Genomic DNA, 23,239 nt, shown 5'->3' on the forward strand with positions numbered 1-23,239 from the left:
GGGAGGGGGCGGGTCAGTGGGTGAGACCGTAGTGCAGCGTGGGGTCGAGGTGTTCGATGTCGACGAGGCGGTTGTACTTCGCGACCCTCTCGCCGCGCGCGGGGGCGCCGGATTTGATCTGCCCGACTCCGGTTCCCACCGAGAGGTCGGCGATGAAGGTGTCGAGGGTCTCGCCGGAGCGGTGGGAGACCATGCAGCGCATGCCGGCGTCGTGCGCGGCCGCGATCGCGTCGAGGGTGCCGGTGATGGTGCCGATCTGATTGGGCTTGATGAGTGCGGCGTTGGAGTAGCCGTTGCGGGCTCCGTCGCGGATGCGGTCGGCGTCGGTGACGTAGAGGTCGTCTCCCACGAGCTGCACCCGGTCGCTGATGGCGTGGGCGAGGAGGGCCCAGCCCTCGTGGTCGTCCTCGGCGAAGCCGTCCTCGATGCTGCGGATCGGGTAGTCGGCGATCAGCTTCTCGTAGTAGCGGGCGAGTGCGTCGCGGTCGAGATCGGTGCCGGCGACGGTGTAGTGGCCGTCGCCGTGGAAGAAGCCGTTCGCGGCGGGATCCATCGCGATCGCGATGTCACCGGTGCCGGGCTGGTATCCGGCGTCGGTGATCGCTGCGACGAGGAGGTCCAGGGCGTCTTCGGGCCGGTCGATGGGGGGCGCGAAGCCGCCCTCGTCGCCGAGCCCGGAGGTGCCGTAGGCGGTGCGGACGCGGGCGGCGAGGGCGTGATAGATCTCGGCGCCGACCTGCACGGCCTCCTCCTCGGTGCCGGCGGAGACGGGGGCGATCATGAACTCTTGGAAGTCGAGGCCGTTCGCGGCGTGCGCGCCACCGTTGATGACGTTGAAGTGCGGGACGGGCAGGGAGGCGGTCGCCCCGGTGTGATCGGCGATCCACCGGTGCAGGGGCAGGCCGGTGCGCGCGGCGAAGGCGCGGGCGGCCGCGATGGAGACGGCGACGACGGAGTTCGCTCCGAGGCGGGCGAGGTTCACGGTTCCATCCAGTGCTCGCAGCGCTTCGTCGATCTCGCGAAGCGAAGTCCAGGAGTGATCGAGCAGGAGGGCGCGGATCTCGCCGTCGACGGCCGCGACAGCGGAGCGGACTCCGCGTCCGCCGAACGCGGGGCCGCCGTCGCGCAGCTCGACCGCTTCGAACGCGCCCGTCGAGGCGCCCGCGGGGGCGGAGGCGTCCAGGACGGTGTCGTCGTCCAGACGCAGGGTGACAGCGACGGTCGGGAAGCCGCGGGAGTCGAGGATCTGCCGTGCGGCGACGTCGGTGATGACCAGCGGGTGTCCGGCGGGGTGGGTGACGTACTCGCCCGTCCCGTGGATGCTGGTGCGGGTGTGGCTGATGTAGGCGTTCATCAGGTTCCTCCTTCGTGGGCGAGCGTGATCGCCGCCCGGTCGGCTCTTGCGGGGTCGAGGTAGCGTCCGCTCCTCGAGATCGGTGTCCCGGACGGCCCGGTGTCGTACAGGTACGGCTGACCCGTCGGGATGTTCAGATCGCGGACCGCGGCATCGCCGAGGTCCTCGAGAAGGGCCCGCAGCGCGCGCAGGGAGTTGCCGTGCCCGACGATGAGCACCGTCTCGCCCTCCTGGAGGGCGGGCAGGATGCGCTCCTCGAGGAGCGGCTGCAGTCGGTGGACGACGTCGCGCAACGACTCCGTCTCCGTCATCGCCTCGGCCGGCTGCCCACGGAACGCCGCGGACCTGTGCAGCTGCACGAAGGCGGCGGCGGACAGAGCAGGCGGGCGGACGTCCATCGACCGGCGCCACTCCAGGAAGGCGTCGGCCCCGTACCGGGCTCCGACGGCGCTTGTGGACAGGCCGGTGAGCGCTCCGTAGTTGCGCTCATTCAGCCGCCACTGGGCCGCGACGATCCGCGGCCGCCCTGGAAGGGCGCCGGCGATGATCCGGGCCGATTCGGTGGAGCGTTGCAGGGTCGACGTGAGGATCAGATCGGGGTCGATCGATGCGTCCCTCAGTAGCGTCGCGGCCTGTCGCGCTTCGTCACGTCCGAGGTCGGTGAGGGGGACGTCGAGGACGCCGCAGAAGAGACCGTCGGCGTTGCCGGTGCTCTCACCGTGGCGCACGAGGACGAGCGGGGGATGCGCGGGCATGGGTCACCTACCTGGTCTCTGATCGAGAAGGTAGGAACCATCAGCCTCGGCGGCAGTTCGAGCTCACGCTCGGGTGGGATCCATCACCACTGCCGTCAGCCTACGCCCGCACCTCGGTCAGGACCAGGGCAGCGGCTCCGAATCATCGACCGGGGCGAGGGGGATCATGAGGGCCGGCCGGTGCTGACGGTGAGCGAGACGGGCGCCGACGGCACCGGAGAAGACCTCCTGCACGGTGCGACGCAGAGACGGCTCCTTCGTGCCGACAATGATCATGACCGCATCGACACGGTCCGCGAGCGTCGCCAGAGCGTGTGCAACGTCACCGGCCATCTGATGCGTCTGCCACGGGACACGGTCACCGACGATCCGGTCAAGCCGCTCGAGGATCGCAGGATCTGGAGCCAGTGGAGTGTCGCAGATGCACTGCGGGCGACACCGGCCCCTTCCCAAGGGTCCGGTCCCCGCCAGCTGCCCGCGCGTACACGTGCGGACGCTGCGGCGTACCCGAATCGGCTGCTACTGACGAAGCGCGCCTCGGGAACGAACGGCGGGATCAGGCTCGACCCGACGATCGGGGTGTCGTCGAGGATGGCACGCGGTCGAACCGATCACCACGGAGACCACCGCGCGCGAGGCGGTGAGAAGCAGCTCAGGCGCAAGGGGGTCGCGAATCGTCGTCGGCGCGGTTCACTCACTGCATGGATGGTCTGCCCTTCGTTGTTCTCGTCGTCATCTTTCTCGCCGCCGCCGCAGTGGTGTGGGTCGCCGGCATCCAGTTGTCGAAGGCCACGGACGTTCTGGACGCGCGTCTGCACCTGGGGAGTGCGCTGGGCGGTCTGATCGTTCTCGCCGTCGCGACGAACCTGCCGGAGATCGCGATCACCGTGTCCGCCGCGCTCTCCGGGAACCTGGACGTCGCGGTCGGCAACATCCTCGGCGGCATCGCACTGCAGACCGTGGTCCTCGTCGTCCTCGACCTGTTCGGCAAGCGCGGAAAGGGTGCGAAGCCGCTCACCTACCGTGCCGCATCCCTCACACTCGTGCTCGAGGGGCTCGTGGTCGTCGCGGTGCTCGCCGTCGTCATCGCCGGCAGCCAGCTGCCCTCCGGACTGGAAGTGCTGCGCCTGACCCCGGACGTCGTCCTCATCGCCGGCCTCTGGGTCGTCGGGCTGCTGCTCGTGCAACGCTCCGGCAAGCACCTCCCCTGGCACGAGGACGGGCGGGCCCCCGACGCGACAGCATCCCCCTCGAAGAAGAAGACGCACCCGATGAGCACACGCAAGGCGACCATCGTGTTCACGATCTCCGCCGCGGCGACCCTCCTCGCCGGTGTCGTGCTCGAGCGCGCCGGTGATGCAGCATCCTCGCAGCTCGGTCTCTCCGGGGTGCTGTTCGGAGCCACCGTGCTCGCTCTCGCCACCTCCCTCCCCGAGATCTCGACCGGGCTGCAAGCCATCAAGCAGGGCGACGACAACCTCGCCATCAGCGACATCTTCGGCGGCAACGCCTTCCTCCCCGTCCTGTTCCTCGTCGCCACCGTCCTCTCCGGCACCGCAGTCCTCCCGCAGGCGAACTCGTCCGATATCTACCTCACCGCTCTCGCCGCCCTGCTCACCCTCGTCTACATCGTCGGACTGATCTTCCGACCCACCCGCCGCATCGCCGGCATGGGAATCGACTCGTTGATCGTGCTCGCGCTCTACACCGTCGGCATCGCGGGACTCTTCGCCATCACCGCGACATGACGTCCGTGCCGCCGTGGGCAGATCGACCAGATCGCTGCAGTTGAGCAGACACGGCCGCTGGCGTGATCGGCGTTGCGACGAGCCGTGCACCGGTCAGCGCATCTCGTGCGCGATCTCCAGGAACGCCGCCGCGGACGACCCGATGCGATCGGACCAGATGGCGCGGAGGGGTCGCACGAGTGCTGGTCCGCGGAGGGGCACTCGTATCAGTGAGCGCGCGGCGAGATCTGTTTCGACGGTGAGGATGCTCATGACGGCGGGCGCGATGCCGGCGCGGGCGTTCGCTCGGATGATCGCCGTCGTCTCCAGGATCGCGGCGGGAGTCGTGAGTGCGAGCCCGGCGTCGTGGAGCCATGCTTCGAGGGTCGTCCGGGTGCCGGAGCCTTCCTCTCGTGTCAGCAGTGCGGTCCCGGCCAAGTCCTCGGCGCTGATACTCGCCGCGCGTGCCCAGGGGTGGTCCGGTGCCACGACGACAGCGAGTTCGTCCTCCGTGACCACGTCAGAGGAGAGCGTGGCCGTGGACGCCGGTGTCTCGACGAATCCGAGCTGCGCCGCACCGGATCGCACGAGCTCTGTGACCGTGGCTGAATTGCCGGCGATCAGCTGCACACTCACCTCGGGTGTGCGCTGTCGGAATTCGAGGAGCCAGCGTGGGAGCAGCAGTTCGGCGATGGTCTGCGACGCCGCGAGAACCAGTGAGCCGGTCGGCTGTCGCAGTGCCGCCGCGCCCGCCTCGAGGCGGCGGGACGCCTCGAGGACCGGGCCGGCCAACTCGAGCACGAGCCGGCCCGCGTCGGTCATCAGGGACCCGGTCGGAGAGCGGCGCACGAGCGGCTGCCCGATGGCGCGCTCCGCTACCCGCAGACGCGCCGAGACGGCCTGCTGGGTGACGCCGAGGGCTTCGGCAGCGCGGGAGAGCGAGCCCGCCTCGGCGACGCGTTCGAGCACCTCCAGCGTGTCGAGATCCAGGATCCGGTCCGTCAATCGCCGCGTTGCCACAAGCACTCATTGTGCCCCGCCAACACGATCGCTGTATCGGCTGGGGACGGCGATGCTCAGGCTGGAGTCATGACAACTCTCTCCCCCGCCCGCGCATCTTCCTCGATCGGGCATCCTCCGCGGTCGAGGCGCTTGTTCCGGGAGCTGGAGCATCCGGGACTGATCGTGTCGAACCTGACGCCGAACTGGTTCGCGTCGATCATGGGCACCGGCATCGTCGCGGTCGCCGCCGCATCCCTGCCACTCCAGTTCCCCGGACTGCGGACCGGGGCCACCGTCGTCTGGGCGATCTCCGCACTGCTGCTCGTCGCGCTGACGGTCGCGACCGGGCTGCACTGGGTCCGCTACCGCGGTACAGCGATGAGGCACCACCTGAATCCGGTCCTCTCGCACTTCTACGGCGCGCCTCCCATGGCGTTCCTCACCGTCGGCGCGGGAACCCTCCTCCTCGGCAAGGACTGGATCGGCGTGCCGGCCGCTGTCACCATCGACTGGGTGCTCTGGGGTGCGGGGACTCTCGGCGGGCTGGCGACGGCGGTCCTGGTGCCCTACCTCGCGTTCACCCGGCATGAGAACAAGCCCGATTCGGCGTTCGGCGGCTGGCTGATGCCGATCGTTCCGCCGATGGTGTCCGCTTCCACCGGCGCAGTGCTGCTGCCGTACGCGCCCGCCGGGCAAGCGCGGGAGACGCTCCTGTGGTCCTGCTACGGCTTCTTCGGCCTCAGCCTGATCGCGTCACTGGTGGTGATCACCCTGATCTGGAACCGGCTCGCGCAGCACAAGGTAGGAGCGGCGGGGATGGTGCCGACGCTGTGGATCGTCCTCGGTCCGGTCGGACAGTCGATCACCGCTGTGAATCTGCTCGCCTCGAACGCGCCCACCGTCGTGGACGCCGGCATGGCGCGTGCGCTGCTGGTCGTGGCTCTGGTGTACGGCTTCGCGATGCTCGGCTTCGCGCTGCTCTGGACCGTCATCGCCCTCGCGATCACCCTCCGCACCGCGAAGGAGCACCTGCCGTTCAGTCTGACGTGGTGGTCGTTCACGTTCCCCGTCGGCACCTGCGTCACCGGACTGAACGGCCTCGCCCTGCACTCCGGTCTCACGGTCGTCGCCGGCCTCGCCGTGCTCTACTACGTCGGCCTGGTCGCCGCGTGGATCATCGTCGCCGCCCGCACGTTCCACGGTTCCGTGATCCGCGGCACCCTGCTCGCACCACCGCGGCCGGCCTGACCGGGATCGAGGAGCATCGTGGATGTCCGAACCCTGAACGCCCTCGCCGAGACCTGGCGGAGTACCGCGGACGCGACCGGACGCTTCGTTCCGGGCTTCGATCCCCGCTCCGGCGGCACCGCCAGTCGCGTCCTGGTGCTGATGCAGTCACCCGGCCCTCGGACGATCGCCGCGGGATCCGCTGCCGTCTGCAGCGAAGACAACCTCGGGCCCACCGCCGCCGCGTTCCGGGCGGCCCGCATCGAGTCCGGACTCTCCCGCGACCACTACGTCCGGTGGAACCTCATCCCGTGGGAGATCCCTGGCCGCGTCCGCCCCGCGGACATCGAGCAGGGCCGGCTCGCGCTCGGTGAGCTGCTGGAGCTGCTGCCCGCGCTCGAAGCCGTCGTCACCTACGGGACCGTGGCGCTCGACGGGGTCATGCGCTATCTGACCCTGCACGATGATTCCCGTGTCGTCCCCGTCCTCGCGGCACCGCACCCCTCACCGGCCAACGGGCGTCACCGCGCCGACCAGCACCTCCGCTCCGTGAACGCGCTCCGCCTCGCGAATCGTCTCGGATCCGGTCGGCGAGTCGCAGACTGACGGTACTGAAGGGAGACGTCCGCGTCTCGGTCGTCACCGGTCGCCGTGACCGATGGGGTGTTGATCTCAGACGGCCCCCGTCCTCGAACCGCTGACGGGGGCGGCCTGGTCGTCCACGACGTCGACGGTGTACGCCGCGCCGTGCTCGAGCGTGTGGCCGACGGTGCACTGGCGGTCGACCGCCCGGTGGGTGCGCTCGGACAGTGAGGCGATCCGCTCGGGATCGAGCGCCGACAGGTCGGCGCGGATCACGGCGGCGATCGAGTCGTAGCGGTCCTCGCCCTCGGGCTTGGTCGCGGTGATGTCGGTGGTCGCTTCGAAGTCGGCTCCGAGCCGGCTGGCGAGGATGTGGTCCGAGGAGAGCATGCCGCAGGCGGCGAGGGCGAGGTGCAGCAGCTCGCCGGGCGAGAACACGCCGTCGGCGTCCGACCCGCCGATGCGGACCTCGGCTCCTCGCGCGTTGCGGCCGATGAAGCTTCTCGGGCCCTCGCGGGTGATGTGCAGCGGCGTGGTCTCGGTGCTCATGGTCTGCTCCTGTCCGGTGCCCGCGGCACCGCGGGCAGTGTCGGTGTCTCCTGCGGGTGGGCGGTGTCTCAGGTGTCGGTGCGGACGAGGGGGGAGTTCGTGCCGCGGACCCTGATGTCGACGCCGGTGATCTCCGACCGGGCGACGCCCGTGGACGCCGCCAGGTCGACGGCGCGCCGCCCGGCCGCCGTCCAGGTGGCGACGGTGATCGTGCTGCCGTCTGTGCGGGTGATCACGAGTTCGTACTCCGCGTCGGCGGGCGCATCACCACTGTAGGTGCAGCTCCACTCCAGCCGGGTGCCCCACGGCTTCCCCTCGACCTGGATGTCCGCAGCGAGAGCGGGATCGGCCGCGATCGGGTCCATCGGTTCGAGGGTCGCCTCGCTCGCCACGGGAGCGCCCGCGATGCCCGTGCCGAGAGCGACACCTCCGAAGACGGAGGCGGTGACGGCGGCCGCGACGGCGAGGGACGTCACCAGCCGGCGCCGACGTCGGCGCGTCCGGACACGGTGGGCGATGGCGGGCAGCGTCACCATCGACGGCGGCGCCTCCTCGCCGTCGTCCGATGCGCTGATGGCGAGAGCGTCCTCGACGGAGAGGCGGCCGACGATGCCGGGCAGTCCTGCCAGCTCTGCCACGGCCGCGCGGCAGGCCGCGCAGCCGCTGAGGTGCTGCTCGTACTCGAGTCGCTGATCTGCGGGGAGAGCGCCGAGGACGTAGGACGCGTCCCAGTCGCGGTACTCGTCCTCCGTCCCAGAGCTTCCGTGGTGGTCGTTCATCGGGTGACGCCCCTTTCCTGCAGAGCCAGTCGCAGTCCGCGCAGTCCGTAGTGCAATCGAGATTTCGCTGTTCCCTCGGGGATGGAGTGCCGGCGGGCGATCTCGGGGACGGTGTGTCCGAGGAAGTACGCGTCCACCACGATCTGACGATGCTCCACCGACAGCGATGCGAGAGCGTCGGCGACCAGGATGCTGTCCAGGACCGCGTCGGTGCGATCGGGGACGGCGCCGCCGCCGTCTTCGTCCTTCGCCGGCACCTCGCGTCGGCTCCGAGCGGATCGGGCGTCGTCGATGACGAGGTTGCGGGCGACGGTGAACAGCCACGCGCGAGCGGCGTCGGCGTCGCGTTCGAGGACCTGCGGGCGCTGCCAGGCCCGGACCATCGTCTCCTGCACGACGTCCTCCGTCAGCGCCGCGTTCCGAGTGAGGTTCTGCACGAAGCGCCGCAAGGCCGGGCCGTGACTCTCGTACAGCGCCGCCAGGAGCTCATCGACGGGGCGGGGCACAACGCTCACCGCCTCGAAGCGCCACGGTGCGCTCCCTCATCACGGTTGCTGCGATCACTGCCGGTCATCCCTTCCGTCCATGCCTGTCGAGAACCGGCGACCCGGCCCGACGATGCGCTTCGCTGCGCGGGGACGGGTCGCCGTCGCATCAGGACGCCGGGGTGGCGGTGCTCATGGCCGCGGCTTCCTTGTTCATCGTGCCGTCGGGGAGGAGGACGTACCAGGCGTCCTTCACACCCTGCCCGTTGACCTGGCCCGGCGCGGTGTCCTTCGCGAACCGGTAGACCGGCCATCCGTCGACGGTCAGCTGGGTCGTCCCGTCGGTGCGCGTGATCGAGCCGACCTCTCCGGTGATCCCGTCCGCGGCGGTCGTGCTGGACGCCGACACGGCCGGCCAGGTCGTGGCGCACTCGTCGTAGCAGCTGCTGCTGCCCGAGTTCTGCGTGTCCTTGGCGAATGTGTAGACGGTGTAGCCGGCCTCGTCCGTGATGATCTCGCCCAGCGGCGAGGACGCCGTCGTGAGAGCCGCCGTCCCAGCGGAGGCGGTCGCGGTGGCGGAGGCCATCGCGGTGGCGGAGGGGCTGTCGGCCGGCGCTTCCGACGAGGCGGCCGAGCCGGCGGCCGTCGAGCATCCGGCGAGAAGGACGGCGGCGAACGCCGCAGTCGTCACAGTGGTCGCGATTCGCTTGAGCATGATGCCTCCTGTAGTGCGGGGGCCGAGGTGGTCCCACCGAGGACACGACACAGCAGTCGCGGACGTTCAACGACGCGAGAAGATCGCTGGGAGAGCATCCGCGCAGCGGGCGGATTCAGTGAGAGCGACGATCCGTTGCGCGCTCCTTCGCGTGTAGGCCCGAGGCTGCGCGCTGCTCTCCACGGCGGCGTGCGAGCAGTGACCGACCATGTGCGCGACGGCTGCGGCCTGCCCGGCCGCCCGCGCGGCAGCGGTGGCGGCCGGCTCGCCCGCCTGCGTAGCGGCGCGGGCTGCGGCGTGCGCCGCGAAGGCCGCCGTGCGGCACTCGGTCATCGGAGCCTCGCCCCGCCCCCAGGCGAGGAGGACGTCGAGCGCGCGCCGGGGCCGGGGATCGTCCGGGTCCCACTCCTCGAACGCGGGGAGGGCGCGCTCCGCGCACTCCGCCGCCCACCGCGCGAGCGCCCGGTGGACCTCCGGCTCCGGATCCGCCCAGGCCGGCTCCTCCGATCCGCCCACGGGTCTTCCTCCGATTCCGGAGCTCAGCTGGCTCTTCCCAGATGAGGGTGTAGGTCGGCCGGGAGCGTCGGTCCGCAGATAGACGTCGAGGTCTCCCGACGACGGAGGTTCCTACGCCATCCGTCCGAAAGACCTCGACGTGACCGACGCTACCCCGCCGGCCGGCTTCGGCCGCCCTGACCTGACCGCCTTCGCGTCTCATCCCAGTCGACCCTGATCGAGTCTGCTGACCCCCTCGACGAGAACGCAGCGACATCACAGCCACCCAACCCCCGACCGTCCGGGAAGCCGGGACACGTCACATGACCTGTGCTGCGGGCGTGTCGAGTGGGTCGTCCAGGGGCGACGCAGGAGCGTCGACGCGACGTGCTGAGAGGTGGTTCCAGTCGAGCGCTAGGACACCGGCTACAGGCATGGCGATAGGTCAGGAACGGCGTCGCTCCCTGCGCAGGAGGGAGCGCAGAGTCTCGGCATTCGCGTAGCCGACCCGTAGCGCGATCTCGGCGGAGGTGAAGTCCGTGGTTGCTGAGAGGTGCCGAGCTCGTTCGATGCGAAGCCGTTGGACGAAGCCGAGCGGAGTGAGGTTGAGCGCCGCACGGACTCGTCGTTCGAGGGTGCGCCGGCTGGTGCCGAGCGACTGCGCGACGAAGGCGACGTTGAACGGTTCGTCCAGGCGGGCGCGCACGAAGCGTTCGAACTCGACGACGATCGGGTCCTCGTGCCGGAGATGTTCGTAGGCGACGAAGGCCGCCTGAGACGGACGCTCGTCGATGATGAGGAGCTTGGCGACATGTTGGGCCAGGTCGGGGCTGATCGATCGCACGAGTGAGAGCGCGAGGTCGATGTGGGCGAACGCGGCGCCGGCGGTGACGAGGTTCCCGTCGACCACGACCATGGTGTCGAGATCGAGGGCGACGGTCGGATAGCGCTTCAGGAACTCCGGCCCCAGGAACCAGCTGGTCGTCGCCCTCCGATGATGCATCCGTCCGGTCTCGGCGACAGCGAACACGCCGGTGCACGCCGCGGCGATCCGGGTGGTCGCCTCGTCGAGGCGCCCGAGCGAGGCGATGACCGAACGAGCATCTCGGCTCTGGAGGACGTCGTTGGTAGCGGCGGCCGTAAGGGTTCCAAGCGCAGGGACGACGACCACGTCGAACTCTCCGGACTCCGACAGCGGGTGGTCCACCGACAGGGTCATCGATGCCGTCGTGGTCACTCGCCGTTTCGGTCCGAGGATGGCGAGTTCGATCGGGTCGATCCGCGGGTCGACATCGCCGCGGGCTCCGTCGGCCACCCGCACGATGTCGATGATCGACGCGATAGCCGAACCGAAGCAGCCGTCGATCGCGATCAGTCCGATACGCATGACGTAAACAATAGCAATACTGCCGTATACGCCACTCCCCACCGGCCCTCGCTCGTCATACGCTGAACTCGTCCCACGAAGAACCCCGACGTCAAGGAGAGTCCCTCATGTCCACACCCGCATCACTTCCGTATGCCTTCGTCGCCAAGATCGTCGCGGCCGATGGACAGCACGACGCGGTCGCCGATCTGCTCGCCGGCGCTGTCGCACTCGCCAACGAAGAAGTAGGAACGATTGTCTGGTTCGCGGTCAGGACCCACGCCGACACCTTCTGGATCTTCGATGCATTCCCCGACGAAGCCGCTCGCGACGCCCACGCCAACGGCGCCATCGTCGCAGCCCTGATGGCCAACCAGCACCTCCTCGGCGCAGCACCCGAGATCCTGGCGGCCGACGTCCTCGCGTCCAAGCTCCCGTAGTCCGCCAACGCACGAGACGATCGCGCCCCGCCGAGCCGTCGCCAGGTCGCGACGCAACGCCACGCTGCGTTGCCGAGCGGTGCGAGGCCTATCGGCACACGGACAGGATGCCGGCCGCGAGCGCTCAGCCGGCGAGGGGTCCGTCGCAGAGGAGAGCGACGTCGGTGTCGGGCAGAGCCGTGAGGCCAGCGCATCGCGCGACCACCAGAACGGTTCGCCGGAGCCGCCTGTCGGAATCGAACGGACGACCTCATCACGTCGGCTTTGCGTCTATCGCTTGATGCGCCGACTGGGCGAACGAGCCGCTGACCTGCGCAAACGCCGAGCGCGGAGGACGCCGCCATCCGGTGGTGACCGACGACGACCGACCAGTACCGACCGTTTCACCGGAGCTTGCGGCGGCGTCGAAGCCGAGCAAGCTCCATTCTTCTAACTCACCGCGCCCTCCTCCTCGCCGGCCCCGTCGTCGGCGAAGACGTTTCAGGGGTCTTCTCAGATGACGGTGTAGGTCGGCCGGGCGCGTCGGTCCGCAGATAGACGTCGAGGTCTCCCGACGACGGAGGTTCCTACGCCATCCGTCCGAAAGACCTCGACGTGTCCGACGCTACCCCGCCGGCCGGCTTCGGCCGCCCTGACCTGACCGCCTTCGCTCGACTCGACGGCCTCGGTCTGCACACCGGCGCGGACCTGCTCACCGACAAGCAGAGCGACAGGCTACGCGCGCTGTTCGTTGATGACGCTCACGTCGAGGTCGAGGCGACCTGGGGTGTCTACCAGCGCATGATCGCCGCCTATCGCCACGAGGACCGGCAACGTGGCCGCGAGCTCATGGAGAAGCTGATCACCGACCTCAGCGCCGGCGTCCCCAAGGTGCTCACCGAGCTCACCACCCTGGGCCGGACCCTGAAGAAGCGAGCCGCTGACGTGCTCGCCTACTTCGAACGACCCGGCACCAGCAACGGGCCGACCGAGGCGCTCAACGGACGGCTCGAACACCTGCGCGGCTCCGCACTCGGGTTCCGCAACCTGACCAACTACATCGCCCGAAGCCTGCTCGAGACCGGCGGCTTCAGACCCCAACTCCTACACCCCCGATTGGGATGAGCCGCTCAGCTCCGGCGCGGCCGCCCCGTGAAGTGCTTCACCCCGTAGACCAGGAGGAGCAGGATGCCGCTCAGCTGCAGGGCGAGCGAGAAGCCGGAGGCGAATTCACCGGCCGGCCACACCAGCCTCAGCACCAGCGCGACGAACATCGCTGTGACCCCGACGACGAACAGGACTCGATTCCGCATCCGTCGAGTCGACCATCCGCACGCGGGCCCTGGCCAACCGCCAGTGCTCAGCTCAGGCGCTCGGTCAGGTGGACGGTGACGACGTCGCCGAGGTCCTTGCCGATCGTCTTCCGCAGTTTCGCGCTGATCGACAGCATGTGACCGCCGGTGCCGTTCGGCAGCAGGCCCGCGGTCACCGGCTCGCCGTCGACGGTGGCGACCACCTTCACCGACCTCCCTGTGCCGAGCAGCTCGACGGAGCCGGGCACCTCGACGCACGACCAGAGGTCGCCCTTCACGGCGACACCGATCGGGGCGGTGAAGGCGAGGTCCAGGGGGCCGGCGCTCATGCGCTCTCCTCCGCGGACGCCGCGCTCTCGCCGGAGGAGTCCTGCCCGCTGTGCCGGTCGAGGATCTCGTCGTACATCGCGGCGTCGAGCAGACCATCGGACAGGGCCCGGCGGACCTCCTCGAACTCCCCCGGGTCGAGGGTCGTCCAATCGAAGCCGTCACTCGGCGATCCGGGCCGGTAGCGCCGGCGGCCGAGCTCGTCGACGGCCTGCTCCCGCGTCAGCTCCCCCGCGGCGAAGCGCTGCGCGATCCCGTACGGTGTCGCGCCGGAGAAGCCGGAGCGCACGTACGGCAGCGCGGCGGCCGCCTCGATCCCGTCGGACACCTCGTCGATCGACATGCGGACCCCTCCCGTCCGAGGGTCCACCGACCCTCCCGTCGACCCTACGACGAGACGTCGCATCCCGGTCGGGCCGGGCGACGCGCACTGCCCTCGACATGCGGCTACCGTTCCTCCAGGACCGGAAGCGCCGCTGCGTCCCGGCACGAGCTCCGTGTCGACTCGCGCACGCTCGTCGCCCACGACCTCCCCGGGACTCGAGCCCCCCGCGCTGCAGTCGTCTGGTGCGGAGGGACACCGCACACCGGCGCACTCCTCGCTCCCCACGTCGACGCCGCTGCGGCGCGCGGCATCCCGCTCGTCTCCGTCGCCCGTCCCGGCTTCGGCGGCTCGATGCGGGCTCCCGGACGGAGCATCGCGGACGCGGCCGCCGATGTGCTCCGCGTCGCCGACCTGCTCGGGATCGAGCGCTTCGCAGTGACGGGCTACTCCGGCGGCGGCCCTCATGCGCTGGCCGTCGGGGCTCTCGGAGGTGATCGCGTCGTGGGCGTCGCGACGTTCGGCAGCCCGGCGCCCTTCAGCGACGACGGAGCGTGGTTCGAGGGCATGCAGGATCCGGGCGCTCTCCGCAGCGCGCGCGACGGCCGGGCTGCGCGCGAGGAGTGGGAGGAGACGGCCCGCTTCGATCCGGAGCAGTTCACCGGTGACGACTACTCGGCCCTCGACGGCCCGCTGACGGCGCTCGGCGCAGAGGCCGGACGCGCCGCGGAGCTCGAACAGGGCGGGAGCGTCGACGACGACCTCGCTCTCGTCATGCCCTGGGGAGTCGACCTCTCGCGCCTCGCGGCGCCGGTCCTCCTCCACCACGGCGCGGCGGACAGGGTGGTCCCGGTCGCCCACGCGGAGCGGATCCGCCGCCTCCACCCAACCGCGGAGCTCACGATCCGGCCCGGTCGAGGCCACATCAGCGTCCTGCTCGACTGGCCGGACGTCCTCGACCGCCTCCTCGCGGACGGGATCCCCGGGGACCGCCCCGGCAGCGGAGGCTGAGCGTCTCATCGCGGCCGGCAGCGGATCGGACGCGGAAGGTGGGCCTGGAAGGGCCACGCTTCGGGAGGGCTCCCTCCGCGAGGATCACGGCATGGCCCCCCACACGGATCCCCGCCGATGACTCTGCAGGACCTCGCCGACGAGCTCGCCCAGGCTCTCGACCGCCCGGTGACGATCGAGGACGCCTCGAGCCGGGTGCTGGCCGCGACGCGCGCGCGCGAGGAGGCTCCTCACGACGGCGTGTTCCCCGTCCAGGATCCGCGGGGCCGGCTCGCGACCCTCCTCCTCCCCCGGGAGCGGCCCGCGCCGCTCACTCCGGCCGAGTACTCGCTCATCGACGCGGCCGTCGGAGCGATCCGCCGCCTCCTCGGCCCCTCGACGCGGGCGGGCGGCAGCTCCCGGCGCGCAGACGTCCTCGCGGCGCTCCTGTCGGGCGACGGCGGCACCCGGCGCGCCTCCTTCGCCGAGGCGGTCGAGCGCCGCTGGCTGCGCCGGGACGCCCAGACCGTGGTCCGCGCGGTGCGGCTGACCGGCCCGACGGGCTCCCTGCAGCGGACGGCGCTGGCGCGGCGGATCGACGCGAGCGCCGCCTCCGGCCTGACGTTCCTCGGCGACCAGGAGGGTGTGCTGTTCTTCGTGAGCGTGGAGGCGCCCGAGGCCGCCGCGGAGGCGGACGACGTCCTGCGGGCGGAGGCGCGCGGCCGCGGCACGGCCGTCGACGCGATCGGCTCGGCGCGCTTCGACGTCCGCGACGACGACCTCCTGCCGACCGCCGAGCGGGCCGCTCTCGCGGCGACCATCGTCGGCTCCCTGCCCGACGGCCGTAGCCGGGCCGACATCGCCGAGCTCGGGGCCTGGGTGCTCCTCGCCTCGATCGGGGCGGACAGCTCGCAGCTCGCCATGCTCTCGCCGGCCGCGGCGACGCTGCTCGAGCGGGGCGACGAGGTGCAGCGGCGGACCGTGGAGGCCTACCTCGACGTGCGCGGCAGCGTGCGGGAGGCGTGCGGGCTCCTCCACATCCACCGCACCACTCTCTACTACCGACTCGACAACCTGCCCGAGGCGGTCCGGGACGCGCTCGACGACGGCCTCGCCCGCAGCACGCTGCACCTCTGCCTCAAGCTGATGAAGTTCCGCGACGGGCTCGAGCGGCGGCGTGCCTCGTGATTGTGCCCGGGGACCTCCCGCAGGTCCGCCTCTACGGGCGGCGCGAGAGCCGCGACGCGTGGGAGATCCGCGACCTCCTCTCGCGCAGCGTCGTCTCGTTCTCGTGGACGCCGATCGACACGGACGAGCAGTGCCTCGCCGTCGCGGGGCATCCGCTCGCCACCGCGTCGCTCCCCCTCGTGGTGTTCCCGGACGGCAGCCGCGCCTCCGATCCGACGCTCGCCGAGGTCGCGGCCCGGCTCGGCTGGGTGGGCTCGCCGCGGCTCGCGGAGTACGACCTCTCCATCTACGGAGCCGGTCCGGCCGGGCTCTCGGCCGCCGTGTACGCCGCCTCGGAGGGGCTGAAGGTCGTGGTCCTCGAGCGCTCGGCGATCGGCGGGCAGGCCGGCTCCAGCAGCCTGATCGAGAACTACCTCGGCTTCCCGCACGGGATCGCGGGAGCCGATCTGGCCGAGCGCGCGCGGCAGCAGGCCGTCTCCTTCGGCGCCGAGCTGCTGCGGATGCGCGAGGGGATCCGCGGGCGCTTCGCCGACGACCGGATCCACGCGCTGCTCGCCGACGGGACGACCGTCGTCGCCCGCACCAACATCTGCGCCACGGGCATCCAGTGGCGCCGGCTCGGCCTCGAGCGCGAGGACGAGCTGCTCGGCGTCGGCCTCTACTACGGTGCCGGCACGAGCGAGGCGCCGCTCTGCGAGGGCGAGGACGTCGTGGTCGTCGGAGGCGGCAACTCGGCCGGGCAGGCCGTGATGAACCTCTCGGCGCACGCGCGGCACGTGACCATGCTGGTCCGCGGCCCGGATCTGGCCGACAGCCTCTCCTCCTACCTCGCGGAGCGCGTCGTCCGGCAGCCGAACGTGACGATCCTGCTCGACTCGCGCGTCACCCGCCTGCACGGCGCCGACGCCCTCGAGTCGATCGAGGTCGAGAACTCGGCGACCGGCGCGCACGGGGCGCTGGCCACCTCCCACCTCTTCGTCTGCATCGGGGGCGAGCCGGACACGACGTGGGCGGCGGAGACCGCGATCGTCCGCGACTCCGGCGGCTACCTCGTGACGGGACCGGATCTCGCCGGTGAGCACGCGGCTCGCGACTGGCCGCTCGAGCGGGCGCCGTTCTACCTCGAGACCAGCGTCCCCGGCTCCTTCGCCGCGGGGGACGTGCGCCGCAGCTCGGTCAAGCGCGTCGCCTCCGCCGTCGGCGAGGGCGCGATGGCCGTCACCTTCGCCCACCGCCACCTGCAGGAGACCTCGTGAGCCGCCGACTGCCGACGGTGCGCCACGGCGTCGGCTTCTGGATCGTCGCCGCGACCTTCCTGCTCGTGATGGCCTACTCGACGGTGCCGACTCCGCTCTACCCGCTCTACCAGCAGCTCGACGGCTTCCCGCCGTTCGTGATCACCGTCGTCTTCGCCGCCTACGCGGTCGGAGTGATCGTGAGCCTGTACCTCGCCGGTCACGTCAGCGACTGGCTCGGCCGCCGCCGAGTGCTGCTGATCGCGGTGCTCGTCTCGGCGGTCTCGGCCGTGCTCTTCTCGCTGACGACGGAGGTGCCGGGGCTGATCGTCGCCCGCTTCGTCAACGGCGTCAGCATCGGGATGCTCACCGCCACCGCGACCGCCCACCTCGGCGAGCTGCGCGCCCGCGCCCGGCCGGACGAGAACACGATCGTCGCCGCGTCGATCTCGGGCGCAGTGAACCTCGGCGGGCTCTCGCTGGGCCCGCTGCTCGGCGGGGTCTTCGCCGAATTCCTGCCCGATCCGCTCCTCCTGCCGCACCAGGTGTTCCTGGTCGCGCTGCTCGTGGCGGGCCTGGCGCTGCTCCTCGTGCCCGAGACGGTCGACGTGCCGGAGACGGCGCCCCCCTACCGGCCGCAGCGGCTCTCGGTGCCGGCGGACGCGCGCCGGGCGTTCCTGCTCGCGGCGTTCGGAGCGTTCTCGGCCTTCTCCGTCCTCGGCCTCTTCACCTCGCTCGCACCGACGTTCCTGGTGCAGACCTTCCAGGTGCGCGACCACCTGCTGGCCGGCGCGACGTCCTTCGCCGTGTTCGCCTTCGCGGCCCTCGGCCAGCTGCTGCTCGTGAAGGTGGGGACGCGCCTGCAGCTCTCGATCGCGGTGGCGGGCTGCGCGGTCGGGCTGGCGGCGGTCGCGGCCGGAGCGATCGCTCCGCAGCTGGGAGTGTTCCTCGCCGGGGCCGTCGTCTCGGGCTTCGGGGTGGGGCTGCTCTTCAAGGGCTCGATCGGCACGGCGGTCGCCCTCGCGGATCCCGCCCGCCGGGGCGAGACCCTGGCGGTGGTGTTCCTGGTCGCGTACACGGGGCTCGCGGTGCCCGCACTGGCGGCGGGAGCGGCGCTCAACCTCGTCGCCGCGACGACGGTGCTGACGGTGTTCGCGGCGCTCGTGCTGGCGGCGACCGCGACGGCCGGCGTGCTGCTGCGCGCCCGCAGCGCGGCGGCCGGGCGATGAGCGGCGGAGCGGGGCGGCGCTGCGGGGTGCGGGCCGGCGGCCGTCCGGGTGCCGGCCGCGTGCACCCCGGACGGCCGCCCGCCGCATCAGAAGTCCTCGCGCCGCTCCTGCTCGGCCTCGGCGGCCGGCTCGAGCGCGGCGAGATCCCCGAGCGCGAGGCGCAGCTGGCGCAGCAGCCACTCCTCGGTCAGCGCACCCGCGTCGAGCGCGTCCAGCCGGCGGAGGCGCTCGGCGGCCGACCCGGTGAGGTCGGCGGGCGTCCCGGCGCTCATGCGCCGTACCCCGCTCCGCGGAGCAGGCGGCGCAGGTCGACGAGCTGCTGCTCGTCCACGTCCTTGTGGTGCGGCCGGTGGAGGGTCTCGGTCGTCGAGCCGACCGTCACCGAGAAGGCGCCGTCGTGCTTCTCGTGGACGGTGCCGACGGCCTCGAGCAGCGTCAGCACGTCCGCCCAGAGGACGTTGTGGCTCGGCGAGTCCTCGAGCAGCCGCTCGAGGGTGTCTCGCTGGTTCGAGTGGAGGTGGCGGGTGTCGGTCATGAACGGCCCTTCGGTGTCTGCGCACGCGCCCCGGTGGCGGTGCTCGGCGTCGCGTCCGACGGTAGGCGCGCGGGTGGAGCCGGTGCGCGAGTCGGATGACTCGAAGAGCGGACGCCGCGGGGCGGCCCCGCGAGAGGTACGGTCCCCGCGAGAGGTGCGGCCGTGAATCCGGAGCCGGGCGACCGCCTCGACGAGGAGGACCCTCCCCGCACGCCCGCGCTGCCCGAGGCCGCCGTCTCCGCCGCGTCGCTCCCCGACCGGCCGGCCGCGTTCCTCAACGCCCTGCTGACCGAGCACTTCGTGCTGGAGTCGGCGCGCGGCATCACCGTGACGGAGTCGAGCAGCCGCGCCTCGCTCTACCTGACGATGCTCTCCAGCTCGCTCGTGGCCTTCGGCTTCCTCGCCCCGACCCGGTACGCGATGGGGTTCCTCGCGGTGATCATCCCGGTCGTCGTGCTGCTGGGGGTGTTCACCTACGAGCGGCTGGTGCAGACCTCGATGGAGGACATCGCCGCGCTGACGGCCATCCAGCGCATCCGCCGCTACTACGGGACCCTGCTGCCGGGCGCGGGCGCCTACTTCGCGGTGCCGCGTGGCCGCCACGCGCCGAACGAGCTGCTCGAGATCGGCCGGCGGCAGAGCTGGCGGGGCATCTTCTTCACGATGTCCTCGGCGATCGCGGTGGTCAACTCGATCGTGGCGGGCGCCGGAGTCGCGCTCGCGCTGACGCAGAGCGGCGCGGACGAGGTCCCCGCGATCGCGTGCGGGATGGCGGCCGCGGTCGTCCTCGCGGTGCTGCACGGGGTGTACCAGTTCCACCGCTACCGGCAGATGCGGCTGCGGATCGCCGAGGCGGAGGCGCTGGACGGGGTCGAGAGGGGGTGACGGGGCAGGGTCTGGCCGGCGGGGTCTGGAGCTGACGAACGCCGATCAGGCGCGGCGTCGGCCGCCGGCTGGGCAGCTGGCTCCGACCTGCTCCCGCGACTGCTCCCGCGACTGCTCAAGAGTTGTCGCACTCGACGCCCAGTGCGACAACTCCTGGACTCTCGTGGCGATCGCTCGTCGGCGGGCCGCCGCGAACATTCAGCAGTCGCCGTGGTCGGTCGCGAGCACGGCGACTCCTGACTACTCGCCGCCTGCGGACGTGCGCAGGGAGCCGGCGGCCGGCGACTGTCCAGGAGTTGTCGCAGTCGATGCCGAGTGCGACAACTCCTGGACTCTCGCGAAAGTCCTGCGCTCTCGCGGAGGCGCGCGGCTCAGCCGCGCTCGGCGCGCTCGGCGAGGAGGTACTGCCAGTCGCGCGGCACGCGGTCCTTCGGCCCCGGGGTGGTCTGGCTCGCCGGGTGGCTCTGCGGGTCGGCCAGGGCGGGGCCGTCGGCGTAGTCGTCGGTCCGGTAGTCCCAGAACCAGTCCTCGCCGGGCTCGAAGCTGCGGATGACCGCGTGGCCGGTCGAGTGGTAGTGGGCCGTCGCGTGGCGGTTCAGCGAGTCGTCGCAGCAGCCGATGTGCCCGCAGAGCGCGCAGCGGCGCAGGTGCAGCCACCACGAGCCGGACTGCTCGCACTCGACGCAGCCGGGGCCGCTCGGCGGGACGGAGGGGTCGATCATCTGCTGCGACGTCATGCGCTCAGCATGCGCCTCCCGCGGCGGCAGGCACCAGGTCGGATGACTCGATCCTGCGGCTCCGTCACGCGCTCCGGGCGTCCTCGAGGCGGAGGAGCGCGTCGCGGAGCCCGGCCCGCGAGGTCACCCCGAGCTTGGGGAAGATCCGGTACAGGTGCCCGCTGACGGTGCGGGGCGAGACGAAGAGCTGCTGGGCGATCTGCTTGTTCGAGAGCCCCGCGGCGGCCAGCGAGACCACGCGCCGCTCCTGCTCGCTGAGGTCGGCGGCGACCGGCGCCTCCCCCGCTCCGCCCGCCGCCCGCAGCTCGTGCTGGGCGCGGGCGAGCCAGAGCTCGGCTCCCACCGCGGCGAACCCCGCGGCGGCCTGGCGGAACCGGGTGCGCGCCTCCAGCGGGCGCATCCGGCGGCGCAGCCACTCGCCGTGGCAGAGCTGGACGCGTGCCCGCTCGAACGGCCACTCCTCGGAGGCCGGGTCGAGGGAGCGCTCGAAGAGGGCGCCCGCGCCGCCGGTCGGATCGAGGACCGCGGTCGCCGCGAGGGCGAGCATCCGCCCGCGGGGAGCGAGGGGCCGCGCGGCGAGTTCCGCCGCGGCCGCCGCCAGCTCGGCGCAGTGCTCGGGCAGGCGGAGGCGCGAGGCGGCTTCGGCGGCGTCGAGGAGCTCCAGCGGATCGCCGCCGGCGCGGGAGGAGGAGCGGGCGTGCGCCTCCTCGAAGCGGCCGCCGCCGAGGTCGAGCGAGCACAGGGCGTGATCGGCGGCGCGCGCGACCGACGCCGCTCCGTGCCGCAGCGCCCAGGCCGTCGCGCGCTCGGCGCACTCGAGGGTGCGTGCGCGGTCGCCCTGCACGGCGTGGACCCGGGCTCGAGTCGCGTCGATCAGCGCGCGCACGGCGGGCAGGTCGTCGGCGCGGGCGGCGGCGCGGGCGAGGTCGGCCGAGGCGTCGTCGAGGCGACCGCCGTCGAGTGCGGCGGTGCCGCGGCGGAGGAGGGCGAGGGCGCCGGGCAGGCCGTCCGCCTCCTCCCCGCCGTCGAGGAGCCCGGCGAGGCGGTCGCGGCGCTCGTCCGAGACCTCGAGCAGCGACCAGGCGAGGTGCAGCGCGACCGTCTTCCACGGGTCGCCCGTGACCGCGGAGTCCTCGGCGAGCCGCAGGCGACGCTCCCACTCCTCGTCCGGGACCGGCCGCACGCAGGCCTCCACGAGGCGCAGGACGGGATCGAGGGGGCGCTCCTCGCCGACGGCGAGCGCCTCCTGCCACCACGCGGGATCGCCGCGGAGCATGCAGGCGAGGTGGAGAACGGTCACCAGCAGGTCGGCGGCGGCGTCGTGAGGGGCTGCGTGGTCGGCGGGGAGGCTGCTGACGTCGTCGCGGGAGGCGTCGGTCTCGGCGGGAGCGACACCGCCGACTGGAGAGGCACCACCGACAGGAGAGGCGCCACCGACAGACGAGGCACCGCCGGCGAGCGAGGCACCATCGACTCCCGAGTCCCCTCGCCCCACCCGAGCGCCGAGCCCCCGGAGGGCCGCGCGGCGGACCCCGCTCACGTCCCCCGTGCGGAGCAGCGCATCGGCCAGCCGCGCCGCCTCGACGCCGGCCCCGGGAACCCCGCCGTCCTCCCGCGAGCGCTCGACCACCCGCTCGAGGGCCGCCGCGTCGCCGGTGAAGGCCGCGACGGCGGCCGCGCGCGCCTCGAGCTCCTCCTGAGCAGCACCGCGCGCACTCGACCGCGCCTCGGCGAGGAGGAGCAGCGCCTCCTGCGGCCGACCCGCGCGGAGTCGCTCCTCCGCCGCGTCCCTCAGCAGCCGCGCCCGCTCCTCCGGCCCGGCCGCGTCGTCCGCCGCGAGCAGCAGGCGGAGGTGCGGGGCCGACTCCGGGCGCTCGGCGAGCCGCCTCCGTGCCGCCCGCAGCGCTCGGGGCGACGCCGTCGAGAGCACCACCGCGCGGACCACCGGGTCGCGGAACGCACGGCCGCCCGCCGTCAGGATCCCCGCCTGCACCAGGGCGCGGTCCCCGTCTCCGGGGGCCGACCCGATGCTCTCCGGGAACTCGGTGCCCGCCACCGCGGCGACCAGGAGCGCCTCCCGGCACTCCTCCGACAGCGGAGCCAGCAGATCGAGCACCCTGGTCTCGACCTGCTCGAGCCGCGGGTAGACCGGGAAGGGCGAGGGAGCGTCCTCGTCGGCCCAGGCCCGCCCGAGGACGTCGAGGAGCAGCGGATTCCCCTCCGCGACCCGCAGCAGGCGCGCCTCGACGGCGAGCGGCCGCCGGCCGCCGTGGGCGCGCAGGAAGCCGCGGGCCGCCTCCGCGTCGAGGGGCTCCGTGCGACGGTGCCGGAGGCCCTCCCAGCCGGCGAGGACGCGGCGGTCGCCGGTGGCGAGGAGGCAGGCGGCGCCGACCTCGTCGACCAGCCGGGTCACCAGGGCCTGGAGGGTCTCGCGGGCGGCGACGTCGAACCGCTCCCAGTCGTCGACGACGATCAGGAAGCCGGGGTCGCAGGGCGAGGCGGAGGAGTCGCGCACCCGCTGCAGACGGCCGATCAGCGTGGCGAACAGCGCGAGCGAGGACGCGCCGATCACGGCGTCGCCCCGGTTCGGCCGCACCTCCACGACCTCGCAGCCGGCGGCGCGAGCGGTGGCCGCGGCGGAGCGCAGCATGTGCGTCCGGCCCGAGCCGATCCCGCCCTCGACCACCAGGAGCCGCTCCCGCGCGGGCGACGCCGAGCTCAGCATCCGGACCACCACGTCTTCGGGGGCGCTCGGGTGCGCGGGCGGCGAGGAGAGTGCACTGATCGTCATCGCGACTCCTGAGGGACGGGTTCCGAGGACCCCATGCTGACCGCCGGGCGCGGGCGCGCTCTCCTCCCTCTGTCGGAACCCTCCGGAGCGCTCCCTCTGTCGAACCGTCCCGAGCGCCCGGCCCCCGGTCGGCGCCGGGCAGGAGGCGCAGCAGGGCAGTGGGCCCCGCGAGCGCCCGACGGTACTCTGTGTCCCACCGGACGACCGGTACGGCCCCACCCCCGCACGACCG

Annotated in this window: 26 protein-coding genes, 1 pseudogene and 1 riboswitch; of the genes and pseudogenes, 10 read left to right on the plus strand and 17 right to left on the minus strand. The window is 72.2% G+C overall.

What is annotated here, in order from left to right; genetic code table 11:
* Positions 1 to 13: 13 nt before the first annotated feature.
* The 3 genes from eno to C5C56_RS10485 all read right to left on the minus strand — a co-directional run bounded on the left by eno (position 14) and on the right by C5C56_RS10485 (position 2,385).
* Positions 14 to 1,354, minus strand: a complete 1,341-nt coding sequence (eno, locus tag C5C56_RS10475; protein WP_104319559.1) for a phosphopyruvate hydratase — start codon at positions 1,352 to 1,354, stop codon at positions 14 to 16.
* The gene (locus C5C56_RS10480; RefSeq protein ID WP_104273837.1) at positions 1,354 to 2,109 is read right to left on the minus strand and encodes a 2,3-diphosphoglycerate-dependent phosphoglycerate mutase; all 756 of its coding nucleotides are present in this window, start codon (positions 2,107 to 2,109) and stop codon (positions 1,354 to 1,356) included. Before C5C56_RS10480 ends, eno begins: the two co-directional genes overlap by 1 nt.
* Before the next feature lie 24 nt (positions 2,110 to 2,133).
* Positions 2,134 to 2,206, minus strand: a riboswitch (Fluoride riboswitch).
* A 20-nt stretch (positions 2,207 to 2,226) separates the two neighbouring features.
* Positions 2,227 to 2,385, minus strand: coding sequence for a hypothetical protein (locus tag C5C56_RS10485; RefSeq protein ID WP_181027259.1), 159 nt, complete (start codon positions 2,383 to 2,385; stop codon positions 2,227 to 2,229).
* A gap of 425 nt (positions 2,386 to 2,810) precedes the next feature.
* Between C5C56_RS10485 and C5C56_RS10490 the strand changes: the two genes are divergently transcribed.
* The gene (locus C5C56_RS10490) at positions 2,811 to 3,857 is read left to right on the plus strand and encodes a sodium:calcium antiporter (RefSeq protein WP_104267626.1); all 1,047 of its coding nucleotides are present in this window, start codon (positions 2,811 to 2,813) and stop codon (positions 3,855 to 3,857) included.
* A gap of 93 nt (positions 3,858 to 3,950) precedes the next feature.
* On the opposite strand, the gene C5C56_RS10495 is transcribed toward C5C56_RS10490, so the two are convergent.
* Positions 3,951 to 4,856, minus strand: a complete 906-nt coding sequence (locus tag C5C56_RS10495; RefSeq protein ID WP_104319560.1) for a LysR family transcriptional regulator — start codon at positions 4,854 to 4,856, stop codon at positions 3,951 to 3,953.
* A 69-nt stretch (positions 4,857 to 4,925) separates the two neighbouring features.
* Here C5C56_RS10495 and C5C56_RS10500 point away from each other — a divergent pair, with 69 nt between their 5' ends.
* Both C5C56_RS10500 and C5C56_RS10505 read left to right on the plus strand, forming a co-directional pair.
* Positions 4,926 to 6,086, plus strand: a complete 1,161-nt coding sequence (locus C5C56_RS10500; RefSeq protein WP_104319561.1) for a TDT family transporter — start codon at positions 4,926 to 4,928, stop codon at positions 6,084 to 6,086.
* An 18-nt stretch (positions 6,087 to 6,104) separates the two neighbouring features.
* Entirely contained in the window at positions 6,105 to 6,671 is a 567-nt protein-coding gene (locus C5C56_RS10505) for a uracil-DNA glycosylase family protein (protein ID WP_258065660.1), read from the plus strand.
* Positions 6,672 to 6,737: 66 nt separating this feature from the next.
* Here the strand turns inward: C5C56_RS10505 and C5C56_RS10510 are convergent, their stop codons facing one another.
* The 6 genes from C5C56_RS10510 to C5C56_RS10535 form a co-directional block, all read right to left on the minus strand.
* Positions 6,738 to 7,196, minus strand: a complete 459-nt coding sequence (locus tag C5C56_RS10510) for an OsmC family protein (protein WP_104319563.1) — start codon at positions 7,194 to 7,196, stop codon at positions 6,738 to 6,740.
* A 68-nt stretch (positions 7,197 to 7,264) separates the two neighbouring features.
* Positions 7,265 to 7,975 (minus strand): anti-sigma factor, encoded by a 711-nt coding sequence (locus tag C5C56_RS10515; protein WP_104319564.1) that lies wholly within the window; start codon positions 7,973 to 7,975, stop codon positions 7,265 to 7,267.
* A complete protein-coding gene (locus tag C5C56_RS10520; protein WP_056865923.1) occupies positions 7,972 to 8,481 on the minus strand; it encodes a sigma-70 family RNA polymerase sigma factor in 510 nt (169 codons plus the stop codon). The genes C5C56_RS10515 and C5C56_RS10520 overlap by 4 nt, the downstream gene beginning before the upstream one ends.
* Before the next feature lie 148 nt (positions 8,482 to 8,629).
* Positions 8,630 to 9,175, minus strand: coding sequence for a hypothetical protein (locus tag C5C56_RS10525; RefSeq protein ID WP_104224787.1), 546 nt, complete (start codon positions 9,173 to 9,175; stop codon positions 8,630 to 8,632).
* 66 nt (positions 9,176 to 9,241) lie between these two features.
* Positions 9,242 to 9,691, minus strand: coding sequence for a putative immunity protein (locus C5C56_RS10530; RefSeq protein ID WP_146086476.1), 450 nt, complete (start codon positions 9,689 to 9,691; stop codon positions 9,242 to 9,244).
* A gap of 424 nt (positions 9,692 to 10,115) precedes the next feature.
* Entirely contained in the window at positions 10,116 to 11,057 is a 942-nt protein-coding gene (locus C5C56_RS10535; protein ID WP_053548963.1) for a GlxA family transcriptional regulator, read from the minus strand.
* A gap of 107 nt (positions 11,058 to 11,164) precedes the next feature.
* Here C5C56_RS10535 and C5C56_RS10540 point away from each other — a divergent pair, with 107 nt between their 5' ends.
* Positions 11,165 to 11,476 (plus strand): putative quinol monooxygenase, encoded by a 312-nt coding sequence (locus tag C5C56_RS10540; protein ID WP_033107114.1) that lies wholly within the window; start codon positions 11,165 to 11,167, stop codon positions 11,474 to 11,476.
* 669 nt (positions 11,477 to 12,145) lie between these two features.
* Positions 12,146 to 12,580, plus strand: a pseudogene (locus C5C56_RS10550) (transposase); the annotation flags it as partial.
* Between the two features lie 5 nt (positions 12,581 to 12,585).
* Here the strand turns inward: C5C56_RS10550 and C5C56_RS10555 are convergent.
* The 3 genes from C5C56_RS10555 to C5C56_RS17855 are packed head-to-tail and all read right to left on the minus strand — an operon-like array spanning position 12,586 to position 13,438.
* Entirely contained in the window at positions 12,586 to 12,768 is a 183-nt protein-coding gene (locus C5C56_RS10555; RefSeq protein ID WP_104224784.1) for a hypothetical protein, read from the minus strand.
* Positions 12,769 to 12,815: 47 nt separating this feature from the next.
* Positions 12,816 to 13,097, minus strand: a complete 282-nt coding sequence (locus tag C5C56_RS10560; protein WP_104224783.1) for a DUF1905 domain-containing protein — start codon at positions 13,095 to 13,097, stop codon at positions 12,816 to 12,818.
* Positions 13,094 to 13,438, minus strand: coding sequence for a hypothetical protein (locus C5C56_RS17855; RefSeq protein ID WP_181137583.1), 345 nt, complete (start codon positions 13,436 to 13,438; stop codon positions 13,094 to 13,096). The genes C5C56_RS10560 and C5C56_RS17855 overlap by 4 nt, the downstream gene beginning before the upstream one ends.
* Before the next feature lie 87 nt (positions 13,439 to 13,525).
* Here C5C56_RS17855 and C5C56_RS10565 point away from each other — a divergent pair, with 87 nt between their 5' ends.
* From C5C56_RS10565 to C5C56_RS10580, 4 genes are all read left to right on the plus strand, one after another.
* The gene (locus C5C56_RS10565) at positions 13,526 to 14,428 is read left to right on the plus strand and encodes an alpha/beta fold hydrolase (protein ID WP_104319574.1); all 903 of its coding nucleotides are present in this window, start codon (positions 13,526 to 13,528) and stop codon (positions 14,426 to 14,428) included.
* A gap of 117 nt (positions 14,429 to 14,545) precedes the next feature.
* Positions 14,546 to 15,595, plus strand: coding sequence for a helix-turn-helix domain-containing protein (locus C5C56_RS10570; protein WP_104319565.1), 1,050 nt, complete (start codon positions 14,546 to 14,548; stop codon positions 15,593 to 15,595).
* Positions 15,592 to 16,851 carry an NAD(P)/FAD-dependent oxidoreductase gene (locus C5C56_RS10575; protein WP_181027260.1) on the plus strand — a complete coding sequence of 420 codons (1,260 nt, stop codon included), beginning with the start codon at positions 15,592 to 15,594 and terminating at the stop codon, positions 16,849 to 16,851. Before C5C56_RS10570 ends, C5C56_RS10575 begins: the two co-directional genes overlap by 4 nt.
* Positions 16,848 to 18,059: an MFS transporter gene (locus C5C56_RS10580; protein WP_258065661.1), complete on the plus strand. Its 1,212-nt coding sequence runs from the start codon at positions 16,848 to 16,850 to the stop codon at positions 18,057 to 18,059. The genes C5C56_RS10575 and C5C56_RS10580 overlap by 4 nt, the downstream gene beginning before the upstream one ends.
* A gap of 86 nt (positions 18,060 to 18,145) precedes the next feature.
* Here C5C56_RS10580 and C5C56_RS10585 read toward each other — a convergent pair whose 3' ends face one another.
* Together C5C56_RS10585 and C5C56_RS10590 are read right to left on the minus strand one after the other, a co-directional pair.
* On the minus strand, positions 18,146 to 18,331 hold the full coding sequence (locus C5C56_RS10585; RefSeq protein WP_104224778.1) for a hypothetical protein: 186 nt from the start codon (positions 18,329 to 18,331) through the stop codon (positions 18,146 to 18,148).
* Positions 18,328 to 18,594 (minus strand): hypothetical protein, encoded by a 267-nt coding sequence (locus tag C5C56_RS10590; RefSeq protein ID WP_104257441.1) that lies wholly within the window; start codon positions 18,592 to 18,594, stop codon positions 18,328 to 18,330. The genes C5C56_RS10585 and C5C56_RS10590 overlap by 4 nt, the downstream gene beginning before the upstream one ends.
* A 162-nt stretch (positions 18,595 to 18,756) precedes the next feature.
* On the opposite strand from C5C56_RS10590, the gene C5C56_RS10595 reads away from it, so the two are divergent.
* Entirely contained in the window at positions 18,757 to 19,479 is a 723-nt protein-coding gene (locus C5C56_RS10595) for a hypothetical protein (RefSeq protein WP_104250450.1), read from the plus strand.
* Between the two features lie 371 nt (positions 19,480 to 19,850).
* On the opposite strand, the gene C5C56_RS10600 is transcribed toward C5C56_RS10595, so the two are convergent.
* Positions 19,851 to 20,216 (minus strand): UBP-type zinc finger domain-containing protein, encoded by a 366-nt coding sequence (locus C5C56_RS10600; RefSeq protein WP_104227372.1) that lies wholly within the window; start codon positions 20,214 to 20,216, stop codon positions 19,851 to 19,853.
* A 64-nt stretch (positions 20,217 to 20,280) separates the two neighbouring features.
* The gene (locus tag C5C56_RS10605; protein WP_104319566.1) at positions 20,281 to 23,007 is read right to left on the minus strand and encodes a LuxR C-terminal-related transcriptional regulator; all 2,727 of its coding nucleotides are present in this window, start codon (positions 23,005 to 23,007) and stop codon (positions 20,281 to 20,283) included.
* Positions 23,008 to 23,239 lie beyond the last annotated feature (232 nt).

Source organism: Rathayibacter sp. AY1D1, from assembly GCF_002932635.1.
Taxonomy (GTDB): Bacteria; Actinomycetota; Actinomycetes; order Actinomycetales; family Microbacteriaceae; genus Rathayibacter.